21 protein-coding genes and 4 pseudogenes are annotated in these 19,280 nt (G+C 45.8%); 3 read left to right on the top strand and 22 right to left on the bottom strand.

The genetic code is table 11. The annotated features are described in order from the left end of the window. Window positions 1-16: 16 nt before the first annotated feature. The 22 genes and pseudogenes from UA76_RS23965 to UA76_RS25540 form a co-directional block, all read right to left on the bottom strand. Window positions 17-598, bottom strand: a complete 582-nt coding sequence (locus tag UA76_RS23965; protein WP_202906899.1) for a M20/M25/M40 family metallo-hydrolase — start codon at window positions 596-598, stop codon at window positions 17-19. After that, window positions 552-1,196 (bottom strand): amidohydrolase, encoded by a 645-nt coding sequence (locus tag UA76_RS23970; RefSeq protein WP_202906900.1) that lies wholly within the window; start codon window positions 1,194-1,196, stop codon window positions 552-554. Before UA76_RS23970 ends, UA76_RS23965 begins: the two co-directional genes overlap by 47 nt. Before the next feature lie 94 nt (window positions 1,197-1,290). Further along, window positions 1,291-2,567, bottom strand: a pseudogene (locus UA76_RS02660) (hemolysin family protein). Between the two features lie 327 nt (window positions 2,568-2,894). Beyond that, window positions 2,895-4,274: an aminotransferase class V-fold PLP-dependent enzyme gene (locus UA76_RS02665; protein WP_052771919.1), complete on the bottom strand. Its 1,380-nt coding sequence runs from the start codon at window positions 4,272-4,274 to the stop codon at window positions 2,895-2,897. 101 nt (window positions 4,275-4,375) lie between these two features. After that, a complete protein-coding gene (locus UA76_RS25535) occupies window positions 4,376-4,861 on the bottom strand; it encodes a TRIC cation channel family protein (RefSeq protein ID WP_075202528.1) in 486 nt (161 codons plus the stop codon). Further along, complete coding sequence (locus tag UA76_RS02675; protein ID WP_047042686.1) at window positions 4,774-5,952, bottom strand: transporter substrate-binding domain-containing protein; 1,179 nt, start codon at window positions 5,950-5,952, stop codon at window positions 4,774-4,776. The genes UA76_RS25535 and UA76_RS02675 overlap by 88 nt, the downstream gene beginning before the upstream one ends. After that, entirely contained in the window at window positions 5,952-8,159 is a 2,208-nt protein-coding gene (locus UA76_RS02680) for a PDC sensor domain-containing protein (protein WP_047042689.1), read from the bottom strand. The genes UA76_RS02675 and UA76_RS02680 overlap by 1 nt, the downstream gene beginning before the upstream one ends. A gap of 101 nt (window positions 8,160-8,260) precedes the next feature. Continuing rightward, complete coding sequence (locus UA76_RS02685; protein ID WP_047042692.1) at window positions 8,261-8,665, bottom strand: DUF2589 domain-containing protein; 405 nt, start codon at window positions 8,663-8,665, stop codon at window positions 8,261-8,263. Between the two features lie 371 nt (window positions 8,666-9,036). Beyond that, window positions 9,037-9,741, bottom strand: coding sequence for a DUF2589 domain-containing protein (locus UA76_RS02690; protein ID WP_047042695.1), 705 nt, complete (start codon window positions 9,739-9,741; stop codon window positions 9,037-9,039). Window positions 9,742-9,774: 33 nt separating this feature from the next. Continuing rightward, a complete protein-coding gene (locus UA76_RS02695; protein WP_047042698.1) occupies window positions 9,775-10,374 on the bottom strand; it encodes a DUF2589 domain-containing protein in 600 nt (199 codons plus the stop codon). 394 nt (window positions 10,375-10,768) lie between these two features. Further along, the gene (locus tag UA76_RS02700) at window positions 10,769-11,035 is read right to left on the bottom strand and encodes a hypothetical protein (protein ID WP_047042701.1); all 267 of its coding nucleotides are present in this window, start codon (window positions 11,033-11,035) and stop codon (window positions 10,769-10,771) included. A gap of 13 nt (window positions 11,036-11,048) precedes the next feature. Beyond that, window positions 11,049-11,240, bottom strand: a complete 192-nt coding sequence (locus UA76_RS02705) for a RebB family R body protein (RefSeq protein ID WP_047042704.1) — start codon at window positions 11,238-11,240, stop codon at window positions 11,049-11,051. A gap of 109 nt (window positions 11,241-11,349) precedes the next feature. Continuing rightward, entirely contained in the window at window positions 11,350-11,616 is a 267-nt protein-coding gene (locus UA76_RS02710; protein ID WP_047042707.1) for a RebB family R body protein, read from the bottom strand. Window positions 11,617-11,627: 11 nt separating this feature from the next. Continuing rightward, window positions 11,628-11,891: a hypothetical protein gene (locus UA76_RS02715; RefSeq protein ID WP_157617544.1), complete on the bottom strand. Its 264-nt coding sequence runs from the start codon at window positions 11,889-11,891 to the stop codon at window positions 11,628-11,630. Then, window positions 11,881-12,291, bottom strand: coding sequence for a RebB family R body protein (locus UA76_RS02720; RefSeq protein WP_047042712.1), 411 nt, complete (start codon window positions 12,289-12,291; stop codon window positions 11,881-11,883). The genes UA76_RS02715 and UA76_RS02720 overlap by 11 nt, the downstream gene beginning before the upstream one ends. 89 nt (window positions 12,292-12,380) lie before the next feature. Beyond that, complete coding sequence (locus UA76_RS02725; protein ID WP_047042715.1) at window positions 12,381-12,671, bottom strand: RebB family R body protein; 291 nt, start codon at window positions 12,669-12,671, stop codon at window positions 12,381-12,383. Window positions 12,672-12,751: 80 nt separating this feature from the next. Then, the gene (locus tag UA76_RS02730; RefSeq protein ID WP_047042719.1) at window positions 12,752-13,015 is read right to left on the bottom strand and encodes a RebB family R body protein; all 264 of its coding nucleotides are present in this window, start codon (window positions 13,013-13,015) and stop codon (window positions 12,752-12,754) included. 49 nt (window positions 13,016-13,064) lie between these two features. After that, a complete protein-coding gene (locus tag UA76_RS02735) occupies window positions 13,065-13,325 on the bottom strand; it encodes a RebB family R body protein (protein ID WP_047042723.1) in 261 nt (86 codons plus the stop codon). Between the two features lie 25 nt (window positions 13,326-13,350). Next, window positions 13,351-13,617 carry a RebB family R body protein gene (locus UA76_RS02740; protein WP_047042726.1) on the bottom strand — a complete coding sequence of 89 codons (267 nt, stop codon included), beginning with the start codon at window positions 13,615-13,617 and terminating at the stop codon, window positions 13,351-13,353. A gap of 52 nt (window positions 13,618-13,669) precedes the next feature. Further along, window positions 13,670-13,870, bottom strand: a complete 201-nt coding sequence (locus UA76_RS02745; protein WP_047042728.1) for a RebB family R body protein — start codon at window positions 13,868-13,870, stop codon at window positions 13,670-13,672. Window positions 13,871-13,968: 98 nt separating this feature from the next. Then, complete coding sequence (locus UA76_RS02750; protein ID WP_052771920.1) at window positions 13,969-15,153, bottom strand: AraC family transcriptional regulator; 1,185 nt, start codon at window positions 15,151-15,153, stop codon at window positions 13,969-13,971. A gap of 399 nt (window positions 15,154-15,552) precedes the next feature. Beyond that, window positions 15,553-16,238, bottom strand: a pseudogene (locus UA76_RS25540) (Rossmann-fold NAD(P)-binding domain-containing protein). 581 nt (window positions 16,239-16,819) lie between these two features. On the opposite strand from UA76_RS25540, the gene UA76_RS02760 reads away from it, so the two are divergent. The 3 genes and pseudogenes from UA76_RS02760 to UA76_RS02770 all read left to right on the top strand — a co-directional run bounded on the left by UA76_RS02760 (window position 16,820) and on the right by UA76_RS02770 (window position 19,264). Continuing rightward, window positions 16,820-17,431 carry a flavin reductase family protein gene (locus UA76_RS02760; RefSeq protein ID WP_047042731.1) on the top strand — a complete coding sequence of 204 codons (612 nt, stop codon included), beginning with the start codon at window positions 16,820-16,822 and terminating at the stop codon, window positions 17,429-17,431. Between the two features lie 22 nt (window positions 17,432-17,453). Next, window positions 17,454-18,480: pseudogene (cobT, locus tag UA76_RS02765) on the top strand (nicotinate-nucleotide--dimethylbenzimidazole phosphoribosyltransferase). Beyond that, window positions 18,480-19,264, top strand: a pseudogene (locus UA76_RS02770) (adenosylcobinamide-GDP ribazoletransferase). Before cobT ends, UA76_RS02770 begins: the two co-directional pseudogenes overlap by 1 nt. Window positions 19,265-19,280: the final 16 nt, after the last annotated feature.

Raw genomic sequence — 19,280 nt, forward strand, 5'->3', positions numbered from 1 at the left:
TGTATTTAGTTCGCGCTCATTTCTTGTTTGACGAGTTCAACAAAGTAGCTAGCACCAATGGGATGATTCGATCGTTGAAGTCGTATAAAGGGTTATGTACGCAAACGCCGCCCGTTTTTCCTTCTGAACCATTACCAATGAACAGATAGCACCCCGGTACTTGCTGCAGAAAGAATGCGAAATCTTCACTGCCTGTAAAGGGTGGGAAGTTCGTTGATACTTTGTCTTTCCCCACGACGTTAATCGCTGCTTGATGCGCCACTTGGGTGGCGCCTGCATTATTGATAGTAGCTGGGTAACTTCCATCCTTGATGGTGACATTAATCTCTGCGTTGTGGGCCAAAGCGATGCCTTGCGCGATTTGTTTCATTCGCTCAATAGCGAGCGAGCTCACTTCGGCGTTAAATGCTCGAATACTGCCTTTGAGCGTTGCGGTTTCTGGGATGACATTGTGAGTGCCAGATCCCGCATGAGCATCGGTGATTGAAACCACTAAAGGTTCGGTCGGCTGCACATTTCGGCTTTTGATGGTTTGCAGGGCATTAATGAGTTCAGCATGATGACAACTGGTCGATGGCTTGATGTGGCATAGCGCCATGCCCACCTTTGCCAGTAATTTCAATGATAAAGCGATCGGTACTTGCCATAAATGGGCCTTCTTTCACCCAGACATCACCCTCAGGAATACCAGGCATGTTGTGAACGCCATAAATGCGCTCGCAGGGGAAGCGATCAAATAGACCTTCATCAATCATGGCTTTGGCTCCTGCCAACCCTTCTTCAGCAGGCTGGAAGATAAAGTAGACAGTGCCCGAGAAGTCGCGATGCTCGGAGAGATACCAAGCCGCCGCGAGTAACATTACGGTATGACCATCGTGACCACAGGCGTGCATTCGACCTTGATGCTTTGAACGGTGCTCAAACTCGTTAAGTTCTTGCATGGGTAGGGCATCCATATCTGCCCTTAACCCAATGGCTTTCTCTAAAGGATTGTCTGAAGGAGTATGGCCTCTAAGTACACCGACGACACCAGTTTTGGCGATGTTTCGGTGTACTTCATCAAATCCCCAGCTCTCGAGTTTGCAGGCGACAAGCTCCGCGGTGCGCTGCTCTTCGAATCCCAACTCTGGGTTGGCGTGAATGTCTTTTCTCCAACGCGCGAACTCATCGCTGTTTTTCATTATTTGTTCAATCATTACATTCCCTAGCAAACTATTCGTGTTGCTGATAAGCCTTCTTATTACTAGGGATACTGTAATACGCACAGTGACATTAGCCAATAACAGTGAGTTAATTCGCTTTCAATGTCACTTTGACCTGTACGATACGATTGTTTTGAACGCGCTGGATTTCAAAGCTCCAATCTTGATACTCAATCACTTCGCCAAGATTAGGGACGCGTCCTATAAGCCAGGTTAGGAATCCATTTAATGTTTGAAAACCTTCGCTTTCCTCACCGTCTATCGTGGAGATGTCTAAACGGCGCTTTAACTCGTTGAGCGGTATCAGCGCGTCCATCGACCAACTGCCATCCTTGTGCTGTCTTGCCCAAGTATGTTGCGGTGCTAAACCTAGTTCACCGGCTACCGATTCCAAAATATCGTAGTGAGTGACTATCCCTTGGATATCTCCGTACTCGTCAACAATAAACGCCATCTCACAGTTGCTTTGTTGCATTTGGTTGAGAAGCGGAAGCCCCTTCATTGATTCTGGGAAGTAACGTGGCTTTCTAACTAAACGTGCAATTTTCTCAATCGACAGCGACTCATATTGGTCCAGTAGCACCTTAGATGAAATCGTACCGATGATATTGTCTAATCCACCATGCAAACCGGCCAAACGGAATGTTGAGTTTGACGAATCTCTTTCAAGCAGGTTTCAATCGGCTGATCGATATCGAGATAGTCCATGTCGCAACGAGGTGTCATTAACGATGTCACGAGCCTGTCATTCAAGTGCAGAATGTTGCGGATCATATCTTGCTCTTGTGGCTCTATCGCGCCAGATTCTGAGCCCTCGGTGACAACCGCAAAGATGTCTTCTTCGGTCACTTGGTCGCCATCATCGCCATGTTGTCGAAATAGCTTTAGCAAAGCATCGGTAGAGCCACTCAGTAACACTACGAAAGGTGTCGTCACAATGGCTAAATAATGAATCGGGTGCGCGACGATGATCGCTATTTTTTCTGCATTACGTTGAGCAAATCGTTTCGGTACCAGTTCGCCAACCACAATCGCAAAGTAGGTGATCAACACAACCACGCTCGCGGTGGCAATAATCGACGCAAGTTCTGGTTCTAAGCCTTGTTGATTGAGCCACTGAGCAAACGGTGCAGATAGGGTCGCTTCACCAAAAATACCACTTAAAATACCAATAGCGGTGATACCAATTTGAATGGTCGATAGAAAACGAGTTGGGTTGTTTTTTAAATCTAGCGCGCGCTGCGCAGAAGATTGAGTTTGAGCCAGAGTTTTTAAGCGGCTCGATTTGGCAGCGACAAGCGCCAATTCTGACATGGCAAAGAGGCCGTTAAGGGTGATAAGCCCCACCAGTATGAATATGTCCATTGATTGTTCCAGTATTAAACACTTGCTGAGAATAGCGCAAAGACGGAAACATGTTAGTGAATAGTTTTTATCGTGAGGATTAAAGGGACAAGTCGAAGAGAATAGGCCACTTAGTTAAGGTGGCCTGTTGTTTATAGGGCTAGAGTTCAAACGCCTCTGCGAGTTGTTTTTGCTCTTCCAAGACGGCGGTACCATGGTCAAGCGTCGTTAATGGATTCGCGATGACCACTCGCAGCGCAACTACATTTTGACCACTGGCAGTTTTGAATTGGGTACGAGAAACGAACCCGTTACCTTGTCGCTTTTGAGTCTCTTGTATCGCGATGTTTATCTGATCGAGAATTTGGTTGTTCTGTTTGGTAAATCCATCGCACTGTTGTAGGCCGTCGACAAGGTAACGATATAAGAAAATATTGGATTGAGGCTCGGTAAGTAGTTCAAACTCCTGGCTTTCGTTGATGTGATTTGCCAAAGCCTTCGCCGTTGCCACGTTTCGGTCCAGTATTTCTGCATATCCATGTCGACCAAGTAGTTTAAGCCCCGCTTGAAGATGTAAAACACTGGCCGGGCGTGAGCCTCAACAGAGTACCGACCTAAATCGAGAGACTTACTTCGAATGATGTAGTTGGCTCTGTTTTCAATGTACGCGCTCTGAGTTGGGTCTTTTAGAATTAAGATGCCCGTTCCTATTGGTAAGTAGAGCTGTTTGTGTCCATCTATGGTGACAGAATCAGCAAGTTCAATCCCTTTAAGCAGCGCCTTGTGTTGTTGCGAAAAGATAAGTGCGCCACCCCAAGCGCCATCTACATGAAAGTAATGGCCATACTTCTTTGCTAGAGCTGCCATTTCATCTAGCGGATCAAACGAACCGCACTCTGTAGTTCCTGCAATGCCAACGATAGCGCAAACATGGATATGGTTGTCTTTTAACTCTTGTAGCTTCTCTTCTAGCAGGTCTATGCGAATTTGCTGCTGCTCATCGACAGGGATAGTCACCAAGTTGTCTTTTCCAATCCCAAGTATTGCGAGGCTTTTTTTAATGGAATAGTGCCCGAGTTCAGACACGATAACTTTGCTTACTCCTTTACTGTTGCCGGCTGTTTTGTCTTGTAGCGCGTGACTCACGCCTTGGATTTCTACATTTGACCCCAGCGAGTACGCTCGGGCAATTTGAAGTGCCATTAGGTTTGCAACCGTACCACCAGAGGTCACCATGCCCATAGGTTTGTCGTCCGCGGTAATCCACTGACTGTATTGACTAGGTTTAAGGTCATAGATCGCATGATGCAGCATCGCTAGCGCTTGTTTTTCATAGAAAGTGGTCGCGTTGGCGGTTTCCAGTTTCACCATGTTTTGATTTAGCGTGCTTTGTAGCTTTGAGAGTGGTCGATTGAAGTTTGGCAACAAAGCGGTCATATGGCCGATAAAATACGGAGAACCTGTGTTGATGGAATAGGGAAGGACACTTCTTTCTAATTCATCGATAACAGCTTGCGGCGAATAGCCTTGACCGGGTATGGGCTTGAACTCGAATCGAGATTCTAGATCTGGCGTGGTAATGGGCTGACAGATAGTACGCTGAGACAGAAATTTTTCAGATAATCGTTCAATGTTATCTCGCCAAAGCTCATGCTCAGACTCGTTGAAATAGTGGCGAACTCGCAAGATAAATGCCTGTGAGTAGTAGAACTTGAAGTGTTGGGCCACTCAGTGCCGAGCGTCTCACCATAATGGGATGAATCGTTGTGTTTGGTGTTGTTGCTTGTTTTAGTAATGTCATTAGTGTTGTCCATATTCTATCTTCCTAGCTAACTGATATTGTTTTGTTTTTGAATGGCAGGGGAATGGTTGGAGCCAGAACTCATACAAGGGGATGTGATCTTGAAGTGACGAATCATTAGCATGGTGATAGTGCTACCTAATAACGTGAAAATAACTCCAAGAAAAACTTCATTTGGGTTGAGCCTACTGCCTTGCCAAATCATGATGAATGAGAAGAACAACCCCCAAAGTAGTGAACACTCTGGTTCAATGTTTCCTCGCATACTGTCGATATTTTTCTTACGAAGGACGCTCGCGATGATGCCCCCACCGCAGCTGGTGATACAGCCTAAAATCGGGCCCCAAATCCAGAGAGGATCGAGCTTTGCCTCAACGGCGACACCAACGCCTACAACGGTATATGTTCCGAGCCCAAGTGCTTCGACTATCGCTCTTGTTGTGTCTGCTGTGTGGCTGATGGATCCAAAGCACTTTTTGTAGGTTGTAAAGCGTTGTCTAAAATAGTCATGCACGAAACTGAACAGAAAGCCCCTAGCGTCATTGTGAGTATGATGTAGATGTAATCCGGAATGCGCATGATGACAGGGGCTCTCCCAACCAACAGGTCTCGTGCAATGCCGCCACCTCCCACTAATAGAGCGATGACGACCATAGTGCCAAAGAGATCGTATCGATTCTCTTTGGCGATGAGAAAACCACTGAACGCAAAAAATATCGCCCCAATGATATCCACTGCGTAAAACCAGCTGCGCTGTACAGTGATGTTAATTAAGACAGGAAACAGATATTCGGCGATGGTCGTTTCGATTCGTCCTTGTGCAGTGAGGAGGTCAACACCTTGATTAAACTTGGTCAGCAACCTCTGATAATGAACATCAGTGACTGGGTCGGATGAGCGGTGGATGAGTAAATGAATGGGTTTGGAAGGCAGCTTGAGCGAATGCTCTTCTAGTTTTCCGCCCAGTTTTCTTTGCCAAACAATTTGCGCACCCACGAGCCTATCGGAAATTAGAATGTCGACATTTTTATTCAGAAGATTGTTAAAGTTATCATTCTCGTTTTCGGCTCCAATAATCAGGCCCGAGCCAGATTCTTTATGTCTTTCAATAAAGTCATTGATCTCTTCACTTGCGTAGGTATAGCCTTCGACCACTCCAAGCTTCAAGTCATCAATTTCCAGCTGATTCAACAGTTCTTCAACCAAGTAGAAGTCGAGTTTTGCTCTCGTTTCATGTCGGATATAGAAGCTGTTGGCTTCATAGCGATACGGTTTTGATAAGTGGTAATGTTGCTTTCGATACTCACTTTCGAATGCCCCAGAAGTAATATCTTTTTTCCCGTTTAGCACGTCGGCTTGATTTTTGGACCAGGTGTCCAGTTCATCTATGTCGTAGCTAACGTAAATGTCAGATTCGGCAAAAATAGCCGTAACAAGAGCATGATCTAACCCTGTCATTTGGTCTTCTTCGACATACTGATAGGGGCTCCAAGGGTACCAAGCCGCTGTTATGGTTTCTTGAGTATTGTCGGCTATGGCGCCGGGGCTAAACGCCGCCCCGGACATGAATAAACACCACAACACTTTCATAATGGGCTGTGTCATTAGCTAAACCTCATAATCGTAAAGATGACAAGAGACAGCATGAGAGCTGGCCAGTAAATGAAAGGTGCCCACTGAGTTTTTCCTTTGTAACAAGGTCTCGCCAACGTAAAGGTCAGTGCATTAGCAACAACAAATGCTAGGGCGATGTACAAGCTGAAGTAGAAGTATTCAAGGTAAATTACCCCTTTTGCTTGTAATGATTGGCGTAAGGAGAAGTGCGATAACGTCAGGGCAAAAAACAGACTCGCAGCGTAGCCTAGAACCATAGAGGCGTTGTAACCCATGAGGGCATTCTTCTTCTCATTTCGGGTTTGAATAAGCAAAACAGAGAAAACTAAATAGGCGATGACAGCCAGTGGCAACATATGTGCGATTAGCACGCCAACAAATTCTCGTTTGATTGAAATGCCAAAGAACAAGTCGGGTTGTGCATTAAACGAGGTGTTTTGAGCATCGTCACCAAAGTTACTGCTGAAGCCAATATTTCTGAAGTAGTAGGCTGTTTTATCGATGTTCCAGCCTTCTATGAATAGATACTCTTCTAGACCGTGCTTTGTATTTTTCGAAAACTCGGGATAGGCATCTAAGTCTGGGACCAATATGGTGTTTGGTCGGTGAAAGTTAAGGCTGCGGGCTCGAAGCCAAATTTGCTCTTCATCAAATGGATATTGTAGATAGTTAAACGCTTGTCGTAGAGATGCCTCGAAGTACCAGCGTGTCATTGCTTTATCGCTATAGACTTCGGTTACCGAAAAAGTTTCGGCTTCTGGTAAGGTAAACCCGAGCAGCAATGAGGAGTTTTGTTCCTCTGCAAGTTGGTCTTTCCATGACTTAGGAAGCTTTTGCCACGCATAACCCGTCACATAGACGTCTGTCGCTGAGATGAACTTGACGGATTGAACAAAGAATCCTGTCTCAATAGGGGTAGGTGACGGAGTGGGCTCGTCTTTACGTGAACGCTCGATAGCATTGAGCGCTGCAGCAAGTTGAGTTTTTTCCGTTGCCATAATATCGCTACCTGCCTGACCTCGGTCAGCCAATGCATGAGTGCGCCAAATCATCAAAATGGCCACGACACAAATCATCGAAAAAAGTCCTGATGTCAGCCAAATGGTTCTGCGCAGTTTGATAGAACTCAGTGCAAGTAGCAGGCAAATGCCTAAAAACCCGGAAATCACACTTAGAATGGTCAACGTGATGTGCAGCTTGACTTGATAGTGGGTGAACGAACTTGCGCCAATGTTGTTGTGATGAACATAATGATCGAGGGCATCTTGCTTATCTATCACGGCGACCAGCGTCCATTTCCTTTCACTAAACTTTTCCACGAGTACGAGCTTTTCAGATGCTTCACCTTCTACTTGACTAGGCATACGTCTGGATGAAAATTTTCCTTCTTCTAAACGAGATATGGTTTGCATCGAGAGGTTGAGTGATTCGACGTCAGAGATGTTTTTAGAAAGGTAGTCAGTGACGGGGTGGGAGATAATGGTGCCATCATCGGTCAGTAAGATCCCATACCCACTAGATAGTAACTGTAAGCCAGCCAAGATCTCTCTGAGGTTTTCCAGAGAGTAGTCTGCAACGATATTACCTTGGTTTTTTTGGGTACTTTCATTCCAGCGAAAAGGAGCGCGATAGCTAATAAGGTAAGACTGATTAGCCTGTCCAAAATAAGGCCCAAACCAGCTTCCCTTGTCTATATCTTCACTGTACCAACCTGTATTTGGCGCACCTTCACCAGTGAGGGTGTAGTCGTATGGATAATGGGTTTCATCTCGGCCAGATTTTGTAAAAAAGGGCGCATATAAGGTTTTGTGCTCGTCGCGAAAAGTATATTTTGAAAAGTGTGGCGCGAGCTCGTCTGGATTGAAGGATTGGGCAAAATGAGCAGCAATTGCAGATGTATGTGGCAGAGCAAGTGTGTCGAGTAATTCAGGGATTAGATGTTCATAGTTAGGAGCGGGTTTATCAAGCTCGCTCGCAATCGCATTCACCGCGTCTTCTGAATGGTGGAAAAATGTATTCATATGCCATTCATGACGTTTGAGTTCACTGCCAACTTGCTGTTCTAAGTCGGTAAGTGTTTCCTTTAAAATTTGCTCTTCAATGTGTGCGACTTTGTACCACCACATCAAAGTGACAACGACCGATATAAAAAAAAGAATCGGTAAGTTGCGATTAATGATTATTCTTAGTTTCTTCATAACGCCTCACAGCTAGATGGATGTGAGGCTAATTTAGCCTGTGCCAAGCACAGGAAACTTGGGTTTGTTAGTGAAGGATCATGGTTATCGTATGGACGGCGCTAGGGGCCGGTCATTGTGACAACAGGCGCGTCTTTCTCACTCAGCGTCATTGAAACATGAACAGGTTTATTCGCTTTAAGCCAACTCTCTTTTTTGCTCAGGGTAAGTTCCGGAGTCGGGGAGTTCTTGTTGCTCCTTAGATAGGCGTTAAACGACAGGTTAAGTGTCTCTAGCTTAAAAAATTGGCTAGGAAACAGAGACAATAACGGCATACGTTGTGTTTGGTAGAATACGCCTTCATCAGTCACAATTGGGATTTGTACGCCAATCTCGCGAGCTGCTAAGTCTCCCTCATTACTGACATCGAAATAGCGTTGCAGGTCGGTGTACTTTTCGTCCTCCAGCTTGGCCTTCGTGGCCAACAGGTCTCTCAGGAGTTGCTCGATGAGTTTCGGTTGTGCCATCTTATCCACCTAAATCGGCTGGTTTCCGCGCTTTTTGAGCCCCTGTGTTTGCGCCTGATAGCCTTGATATTCCGATAAGCCTTAGCGTAAGTTTGATGGCTAGCGGGCATCAATGAAACGGAGGTTTGGCATACCGGGCAATTAAACTGAGCACCGGAAAGCAGCAGCTGAGGATCGAAGGCTATTTCGCTATTTACACCGTTTTCTTGGCATGTGGGGCAAGGGATTTTGGTTTTCATTGTTACTCCTATCATTGTGACTCCTAGTAAACGAAGATGACTTATGCGCACTTTGTATGGCTCAAAGGTCAATGCCATTCCATTGACCTAGTTTGCCCCCAAGTTTTAGCCTGGGGCAGTTGAGGTTCTTTTTTACTGCTGACCGCCGCCGTCCTTTTCTTCGGTGAGCATGATTGGCGTGATGTTATCGGTGTAGGCTTGGATGATGACACCGACTCCCTCTGGCAGTGGTAACTGGCCCGCATGCACTTTAACGTCGTACGTTGCTTTGTTGCTCTTTTCGTACTTGTCTGTTTTGGCGTTACTTTTCTCTGATGATTTAGACACACTACCGCTAATGCTCGCAGAAAATGGCCCATAACCAACTTTGGCCTCGAAGCTGCCTTCGGCAGACATATTCTCTTTCTCTGTTTCTGTTTGCTCGCTGGAAAAGCTGGACTTCACTTCCATATTGAAGTTGATATTCACGTCATCCACAGCCAACGCATTGAGTGGCAACAAGGTGAGTAGTGGAATCGTCAGACTTGATTCGGCGGTATCCACTTTGACTTCGGTATCACTGGGTTTTTCGCCTTTCTGTGTTGATATGACAGGGCGTTTAAGCTTGAGTTCTACCATTACGGGTAAGTACTCAAATTGTTCTTTTCCGCCTTCACCGCCACCTTCAACTTTCTGTTTGCTGAAACAGGTGTCGAGCATGAACTTTACTTGTGTCATGGCCATTTTATGGTTGGCATCGGCGGCAGCCATTAGCGGTGCTCCAATAAGATCCCCCATGGGCAGTCCACTAAACTGTTGCGCCATTGAGGCGAGCGCAGGGCCTTTAGATACTGGCATAGCTTTTCCTTACGTTGTTATTGAAACTGGGTATTAACCTGGAACTTGGGCGCGCAGCGCTCTTTCGTATCCGTCAACGATGTATTTGAGTCCGTCTGGTGTCTCCATGGCCGCGATCTTGACTTCCAAGTGTGCTTTTCCACCGTTGCCTACTTTTCCACCTTCCTCGTTAATCTCTTGCGACTTTAAAGTGCGTTTAGGAAACGAAACTTGCAGTGATTCACCGCTGACACTTAAATCAAGCTCAGTGGAAAAGTGCATCTCTTTGAGCTCAACTTGAGATAGGGGAATGAGTGTAATAAGGGGTACGTTAACGGTTTGAACCGCAGGGCCTTGCTTGGTGACGGTGGGGTACTGCATCGCAACCATGCGGGGTTTGAGAATAGGAATATCGTCGTCATGAATACTGAAAGAGCTAGTATTACTCTCATTTGAAGTTATGCGATTAGGGGCGCTACTCTCGACCTGCCGATCAGATTGGCTGATGTTGGCCATATGTGCGATACCGTCATCGTCTTCATCGGCAGGTTCAAAGAAACGCTCGAGTAGACTGAGGTTTTTTTCAATGAGTGCCTCGCCGGCGGAGGCGGTCGCCACATGAATAGAATGGACAAATTCTTCAAGGTTAATCATTACGCAACTCCCTCTGGTTGTGTCCTTATTATTTGGCGTCGTTGGTTTTCAATATTGGTTTTATAGAGGATCTATTCGGAGAAAGAGAGGGATATTGCGTTAGTCCTTGATGAGTTGTTTTTATTATCAGCTTGATGAGTCAGTAGTGCCGACCGTACGTTTTCAGGTCGAGCTGAAGAGTCACTTACAAAGCTGCATCGACGAGTAGCTTGAATGGCGTGTTAAGTAGATAAAGCGTGATCACACCCAGCCAAGCCAGTATTAGTAAGTCTAAAAATCTCATGTTCCTTTCCTCATTCAATGAACTCGATATCGACCTAATCTAGCGGGTGAGCAGATTTTTTAATTGGGAGAAGCGATGCAATACTTTGGGTAACGGATTGATGTGGTGAGGTTATTCGAATTTCTTGGCCACTTCGGCCGCTTTGGCGCCGAGCTCAGCAAAGTTTGCCGTGCCTTTTTCCATAATTTTTTGTGCTTGTTCGATCACTTGGGCGTATTTGGGATCGCCCGTGGCAAGCAGCTCAGAGAGCGCGACACCAATGGCTGTTGTGCTGATGGTGTTGAGGTTACGTAGGTTGTCGGCTGCATCTTGAACGGCGATTGCCGTCGACTGTGCGACGGATTGCTTGGCTTTTGAGGTAGTCGTTTCGTTAGCCATAGCCGAAAATCATTTAGCCGCCTTGTTTTAGGATCAAAGCGCAGGCTGTTGAGGTGGCAGCGTTACTGACGGTTTGCATGCTTTGTTGATTGGTCACGGAGTTTTGCATATGTAACCCCATAGTATCGGACATGGAAGACTCAGTGAGTTGATTGATCATCTCGGTAACGGGTACCAGATCTTTCTCAGTAATTTTGTCACTCATTGTAAGTTACCTCGGGTTTTTTGGTTGAGTTGAGAGCTGACTGAATGACAGACAAAAAATGGCCAAGTGGGGGCTTGGCCATAAAAAAGGGCATAAACGTGTTCAAGCCTTAACCTTTTTCTACGACTTCTTCCGTTGCTCGACCCAACACTGCAGTACCCATTGCCGTTAATGAGTTAACGCCTTGTACGGTGGCGGTCTGCATTCCAATCTGAGCTTGCTGCTGAGCGCTGGTTGCGTTGTTGTTCATGTTCGACATCGCTAGGCCCATAGCGGTGTATAAGTTACCCATCGCATTAGATGGAGCGGAGCCGATAACTTGAGTATTGGTTTGAGTGATCGAGTCAGTGATCTGTTCGTTAACTTTCTTTGCCATGATAGCCTCACTTATTGTGATTGGTTAGGCAGCAGTGTTTGTAGCTGCTGGTTAATTTTGTTCATCTCTTGGTCAAGCTGAGATTCAATCCCTGAGATCATGTCAGAGACTTGATTGTATATTGCATTGCTGTCGACAGACGCATCTTTAGAAAAGTGACTATGACTTTCTTGAATCAGCTGTTTGACTTCTAATTGTTGATTCTGCGTAAAGCGTTCGATGTCTTTGAGCTGCTGCTCAACGTCAAACTGTAGGCTAGGAGCATCACTCATCATCGCCTCCTTTCTTACGTTTTAAGAAGTTCATCAAGTTGAAGCGTTTTTTAGCCTGAGGCTGTTCTTCCTCAGATGGTTGAGGCTGCTCTGCTGCTACCGCGGGTTCTTCTGCTTTTTCAGGCTTATCTTCATCAACCACCGGAGCTATGCCGCTCGGTTTCGCTTGGGTTTGCAGAAGCCTGGCGCAAGCGTTGGTTATGGAAGCCGCCGTAGTCATTTGTGATTGCTGCTGAGTCGTGACCGCATTGTGCATCGAGAGCCCAAGGGTGTCAGAAAGCGTGGTTTCCAATAAGCTGGTCGATTGATTGGAAAAGCTCTGAAGGGTATTAAAACTTTCAATAGCGTCGTTTGAAACCGGCTGTTCGAACTCGTTCTCAAACTGAATTTTGTTGTCTGCCATGTTCACTCCTGTGGTCGCGTCTAAACCTGTTCACAAGAGTGCCAAAATTTGGCCTTTCAAGGTTTAGCGGTCGCGCTTGGTGTCATTCGTTACGCGTGATCGTTAAGAACGGTCGCTACTTTTTCGCCAACCACGCCAAAGTTCTCGGCGCCATTGGTTACCACTTTTTGTGCTTGGTCGATGATGTTTAGGTACTTCGGATCACCAGTTTCAAGCAGTTGGCTAAACGCCGTACCAATTGCGGTTGTGCTTAACGTGTTTAAGTTTCTTAGGTTGTCAGTGGCATCAGCCAGAGCCATCGCTGTAGATTGAGCAACGGATTGGTTCGCGGCTTGGAACGCCGATTCCGCCGGATGAGGTGGAGCCTTTACGGTAGTCATATCGAGCCTTATTTCATTAAATCGTTAAACAATAGGGTGGGATTCTCCTTTGCCAGCGTCCTAGCAAAGGAGACAACGGATTAACCGTCTTTTTCGATAATGCCTTCAGCGCTTCGGCCAACCACCGATGAGCCGATAGACATTAGCGCATTTACGCCTTGAACCGTTGCAGCTTGCATCGTGATTTGAGCTTGCTGCTGAGCACTTGTCGCGTTGTGTGCTGCTGTACCTAGCGCTTGGCCTGTAGACATCAGAAGGTTGCCCATTGCCATTGCTGGTGTTTCGCCTACAACTTTCGTGTTTACTTGTGTTACTGAGTCAGTCACTTGTTCATTTACTGGCATGTTAATTTCCCTTTAGTAAGTTAAGGTAGAGATTAAAGACGGCTAGGAATTAGCCTTTTTCGATGATGGATTCTGCGCCACGTCCGATAACAGACGAGCCGATAGCCATCAATGAGTTCACACCCTGCACCGTGGCAGCTTGCATGGTGATTTGAGCTTGTTGTTGAGCGGCAGTTGCGTTGTGAGCAGCATTGCTTAGTGCGTGGCTGGTCGACATCAGTAGGTTACCCATCGCCATGGCAGGTGTTTCGCCAACAACCTTAGTATTTACTTGTGTTACCGAGTCAGTAACTTGTTCATTTACAGGCATAATATGCTCCTATTTTGGATTGTGATTACTTCTTACTTGGTTCAAGAACGAGTTCGATACTGCGGCCTAGTACTGCTGCTCCAGTGGAGAACAATGCATTGATCCCCTGTACCGTCGACGTTTGTAGGACGACTGTCCCTTGTTGGTTCGCACCCGTGCTGTTAAGTGATGACACACCTAACGCTTGGCTAGTTGATAGCAGGAGATTACCTCCTGCTAGCGCTGGCGTTTCACCGACAACATTGGTGTTTACTTGGGTTACCGAGTCTGTAACCGCATCATTTACTGGCATCTTCATGCTCCTTTGTGGTTATGGGGTGTCACTGTGAGACCCCAGATACCGTTCAAGCGCCTTTCGCCGCGATGGAATAAATTAGGCCAGAGCCCAATGCGGTATTAGTAACCATGATGGTTTGAATTTGCTGCTGAACCTGAGTCGCGTTCTGAGCCGATTTACCAAGCGATTCCGCAACAATATTCATCACCATGTTTCGTGACGCGGTAGGGCAGAACTGGTCCATCATGGTTTTAATATCCACTTCCATATTGCATTGCTCTTGTTTGTCTTGATGAGTCAATAATATTTAGTAATGTGGCTATGGACTCGGCGTTACTAATGAACAAAAAGGGCTAAATCCGTGAGTTAGTCGAGCAGCGCTTCTTTGTAAGCTTCACGCTGCTTTTGTCTATATTGTCTTGGTGTGCACTTCTCGTGGCGTTTAAACATCTTCTCGAAGTGGCTTAGGTCTCCAAAACCTGATTGCAAGCAAACGTCGGTGATCTTTGCCATTGGGTTATCATCGAGAATCGTTTTGGCGTAGCGAACACGAAGCTGAACCAATATCGACTTAAATGAGTTGTTGAGATACTGCCTAAACAAAAATGAAAGATGAGAAGGGCTGGTAAAGGAAGCATCGGCAACGGACTGGAGTGAAAGCTCATCCCGGTAGTGCGTGCTGATGTATAACAGAGATTTGTAAAGCGCTGGGTGCGTATTTTGGAATGCCTCCAAGTCTTCGTTGAGCAAACAACCGATGAGATCTTGCTTTACTGAAGGCTTGTTTGTGATACCGAGAGAGGACACATCTTTATCAGTGATTCGGTAAGGGTGCGATGAGACTAGCGTCATCATCACTTTCTGCAATTGAGCTACATTACCGGGCCAGTCAAATTGACAAAGCAGATCGCGAGCCTGTGGGCTGATTTTGGGTGGTTTTGATAATCCGAATAGCGTTAGGAAATGATCGATGTAAACAGAGATATCTTCTTGTCGTTCACAGAGGGGCGGAATATGAAGTTCTAAATGAGGAGCACTGCTGCCAAGTATCTTAGATAGGAACTGATGATTGTTGGTTAACGTTTGGGTACAAGAGACAACCAGTTGAACATTGTTTTGAGTGAGCTGGCGATAGATTTCTTCATTTGAGAAAAGGTAGGTCAGATAATCTTTGTGCTGGTCATTGAGCTTGTCGATTTCGGCAAGAAACAACATTCCATTAACCGCATTGCTAATGCTCACATCGAGATACTGTTTGTAATCATCAAGGTGGCTAGTTTCTGAAGAGACATAGATGAACTGGCCATCGGCGTTAGGTCTGTTTTGATGAATGTAGTGAGCCAGTGTTCGTTTTTCAGTTCCTGTTTCCCCGCTAATAAAAATGGGGATATTGATTTGAGAGGCGTAAATCAACTGTCTTTTGATTTTATTGATGGCATCACTGTTACCCAAAAGCGGAAAGGGTGACTCATTGTTAGGTATGTGAATATCCGACAAGCGTTCATGATTACTGAATTGTTTAGATAAAGCCGTATTGTATAACCCGTCCATAGTATTTTCCTTTTTATAGCCATTTGACGTTGAGGTTTATGCTATTCGGGATTACTTGGTATGAATCGGAGTGGATACCGTATTTTGCGGGGTTAACTGCCGAAATTTCATGCCTTTATCATAGTGTTCGGACTTTTTGCGAACCGAATCACGCTTGTATCGCGTTGCAATTACATCCTATTAAATTAGTACCTATCGACTTTTATTCGAACCAGTACCACATAAAGTTGTAATCACTTTGTTTGTCATTGTTTTGTAATATGAATCGATATTCCAAAATTTCCCCTTCGTCGCATACTGGTTTGGGGGGTGGGGAAATAAAAAATCCGATGTAATTTGCATCGGATTTTGGTCTGGTTGGTGTGAGTTGAACGTGGGAAGTTATAGCAACCTATGCGGTTAACTGGATAACTCTTCCGCTTGTCTGCGCATCTCGACACTATCAATAAAATAGACGGAATCAGTTGTGGCTTCGAGCAATGTGTGAGTCATGGCCTTGGCAACCATGCTCGCTCTGATGGGGATGTATTTAGCGAGTGGGCCACGCATGATTGGGCGAATTACGCGCATAACGGTTTGCAAAATTGCCTCATCGGTACGTGGGTTGTCACGCAGACCTTTTAAAGGTCCTGGCCTTGCAAATAAGACAGACGTAAAACCCATTCGGCTCAGTGTTGCTTCCATTTTTCCTTTCGTTCGTAGGTAATGGGAGAGTGAGCGAGGCGAAGCCCTAAACTAGAGACCACCGCGAGGTGTTCCACGCCCTTTGCTTTCATGTCTTTGGCAACTTGGCAAACGAGGTCGTAGTCAATTTTCGCTAGGTTTTCTTTTGAGCCTGCTTGCTTGAGGGTCGTCCCCAAACAGATGAAACCGAAAGTTGGTAATGGTTGATCCGAATTCAACGCAGGGATCTTAAGTTGTTTGTCTTTGAATTGCTCTAGTTTTGAGTGGAAGAATGGCAATTCCTTGCGCGTTAATGCGTAAACCTTACCGACGGAGTTTTCTTCGAGAAGCTCTTTGAGTACTTCCGTTCCTACTAACCCAGATGCGCCGGCGATAATAACTGCTTGGTCGGTATTTTTCATCTGAGGAATTCCTAGTACTAATGGGTAAAGTTTAGCCGCTTGCCCACGCCAATCAAGCATAGACAAGCGTGCGTCAGTGTAATCATAACTGAGGGTATTTTGGTGTGATTAACAACGAATTTCATTGACTGAATGCAACAAATTGAAGGTATTTGCGAAACGATTCTGAATTTCAGGCAATTATGCCCCTGTGATGAGTGAACATTGCAGCAGGGGCGTTGCCTTTATATGAGAATGTTAAGTCATTGAGAGTGGGACTTTCTTCGAGCGTTTGGATGAGTTATTGGGCTTATTTGACTTCGATTTTTGAGCTCTTTGATTAGCAAACATAAAACCTCCTCGATGTGACGATTTAGGGCTCAGTAAGCGTGTTGTTATTTTGGCTTAGCTTGCCCAGTAACACATTAATGCAGGATATGTACCGAATAGTAAGTATAGCTAACTTAGCTAAATTGATAGAAATATTGATAGCGCGGTATTGTGTTCTCAAAATGCGAGTCTAATTGGTAACACCAATACGCTAGAGAAATGAAGCGTTTAGCGATAGACTGGACAGTCTTCTAAACGTCCAAGGAAGTGATATGAACATTACGTTGAGTGAACTTGAAGCGAATCAGGTTTATCACCTTTTTACTCAAACAGTAACACCTCGCCCAGTGGCTTGGGTACTGACCGATTCAGGTTCAAAAAACTATAATCTTGCCCCTTTTTCTTACTTCACACCAATATCGAGTAACCCGCCTATCATGATGTTTTCTGTGGGTAAAAAGCCTAACGGAGATGTGAAAGATACGGTGAGAAATGTCAAAGAAAAACAGAAGCTCGTGATCCATATCGCTTCAGCCGATCATGCGAAGCTGGTGACTGAATCTGCCGCAACGCTTGATCATGGAGACTCTGAAGTAACGGCGAATGATATTGAACTTGTTCCATTCGACGATTTTGAACTGCCAAGAATAAAGGATTGTGCCGTGGCTTTTGCTTGCACCTTGTTCGAAGTGCAAGAGATAGGGGAAACACCTCAGTCGCTTGTGTTTGCGAAAGTGGAGAAGGTCTATGTTGCTGAGTCAATCAGCACTCAAAACGGTGATCGTATTACTATCGATGCGAAAGCACTGAATCCGCTTGCTCGTTTAGGTGGTGCTCAATACGCGATATTAGATGAACCTTTCTCTGTTCAACGTCCTAAGTAATACCACTAGAGCTGGAATTCCTATGTTAGATAAGCAATTTGAGACGGCGATTGCCCAACGAATAGACAACAAAACGAAACCGTTAGGTGCCCTTGGTCAACTAGAGCACGTGGCGGCGCAATTGGCTTGATTCAAAGCAAGGTAAGAGCGAAGCGGTGACGAGCATTTCAATTAGTCAGCCAACAGTGTTGGTGTTTGCCGGCGACCATGGCATTGCTGATAACGGCGTGAGCATTGCCCCAAGCGCAGTCACGCAGCAAATGGTGTTGAATTTCTTGGCGGGTGGTGCAGCGATTAACTGTTTTTGCCGTAGCAACGATGTCGCATTAAAAGTTATCGATACCGGCATTTTGCTGCCTGTTGAACAAGCGCATCCTCAGTTGGTTGTGCAACGCCTTGGCACACGAACAGAAGACTTGTCAAAGCGCGCAGCTATGTCTTTAGAGAAAGTCAATGAAGGCATTGAATTGGGTAAACGCATTGTTCAGCAAACTATTGAATCTGGCTCAAATCTGGTGATGTTTGGCGAGATGGGAATTGGCAATACCAGCAGTGCTGCGGCGATTTTGGCAGCGCTATCGGATCTCGCGGTTGAAGACTGTGTTGGTCTAGGTACAGGCATCAGCGAAGAGCAATACCAAACCAAAGTATCACTCGTTTCTCAAGGCGTGAAGCGATGCCAAGGCTCATCACCATTAGAAGTACTAAGCCAAGTAGGTGGCTTTGAAATTGTACAAATGGTTGGCGGCTTCATGGGTGCTTATGAGAAGAAAACCCCAATTGTTGTTGATGGGTTTATTGTGACGGCGGCGGCTTACGTGGCTGCGTTGATTGAGCCAAAGTGTCGTGATTACATGATCTTTGCTCATCAGTCTCAAGAATCTGCTCATAAGCATATGTTGAAAGCGCTCGATGCTAAGCCCTTGCTCGACCTCGGATTAAGATTAGGAGAAGGGACGGGCGCGGTATTGTCGGTTCCATTGATTCGCGCTGCAGCGGAGTTCTATAACTCGATGGCCAGCTTTGAAGACGCCGGAGTGACGGTGTAATGCTAAGCGGCATCAAGTACCAAATTGAACTGTTTTGGTTAGCGCTTGGGTTTTTCTCTCGTATCCCTATGCCATCAAGCACGCCATACTCGGAAGATAGAATGAACCGTGCAGGGCGTTACTTTTCTCTAGTGGGTTTGTTACTCGGTGCACTCTGTGCGCTTGTCTATTGGGGACTAAGTTTCGTTCTACCGACATCGATTGCACTGTTTCTCATGATGGTGTTTAGCCTATTACTTACAGGCGCTTTTCATGAAGATGGATTAACAGATATGGCGGATGGTATCGGTGGCGGTATGACGACCGAGCGCCGCTTAACCATCATGAAAGACAGTCGAATCGGTACTTATGGTGCGAGTGCCTTAATCATGGCGCTGCTCGGTAAGTATGCACTGTTAATCGAATTAGCAAATGGCGTTTCGGTTGTGATTGTCCTGCTGCTTAGCTACCCGTTAAGTCGCGCGGTAGCTGCGTCGCTCATCTATGATATGCCTTATGTGACCGACCCTGACTCCAGTAAAAGTAAGCCACTAGCGAACAAACAGACCCGCTTTGAGTTGCTGTTTTTGCTGCTGATAGGGGTATTGCCTGTTGCTATCTTTAACTGGCAATTTGCCATCGCGATTTGCGGGTTGTTAGCGTTAGTTGCTTCGCGTTAAAGGCTTGGCTTATGCGTCGAATTGGCGGATTCACGGGTGACTGTTTGGGTGCGGTTCAGCAAATTTCTGAGCTCGTGATTTATATTGGCTTCTCGTCATACTTGTATCTCGGCTTTGTTTTTTAGGCGTATCGATGTAAGC

Origin of the sequence: Vibrio mexicanus, assembly GCF_001012815.1 — a bacterium.
In the GTDB taxonomy this organism is placed as follows: Bacteria; Pseudomonadota; Gammaproteobacteria; order Enterobacterales; family Vibrionaceae; genus Vibrio; species Vibrio mexicanus.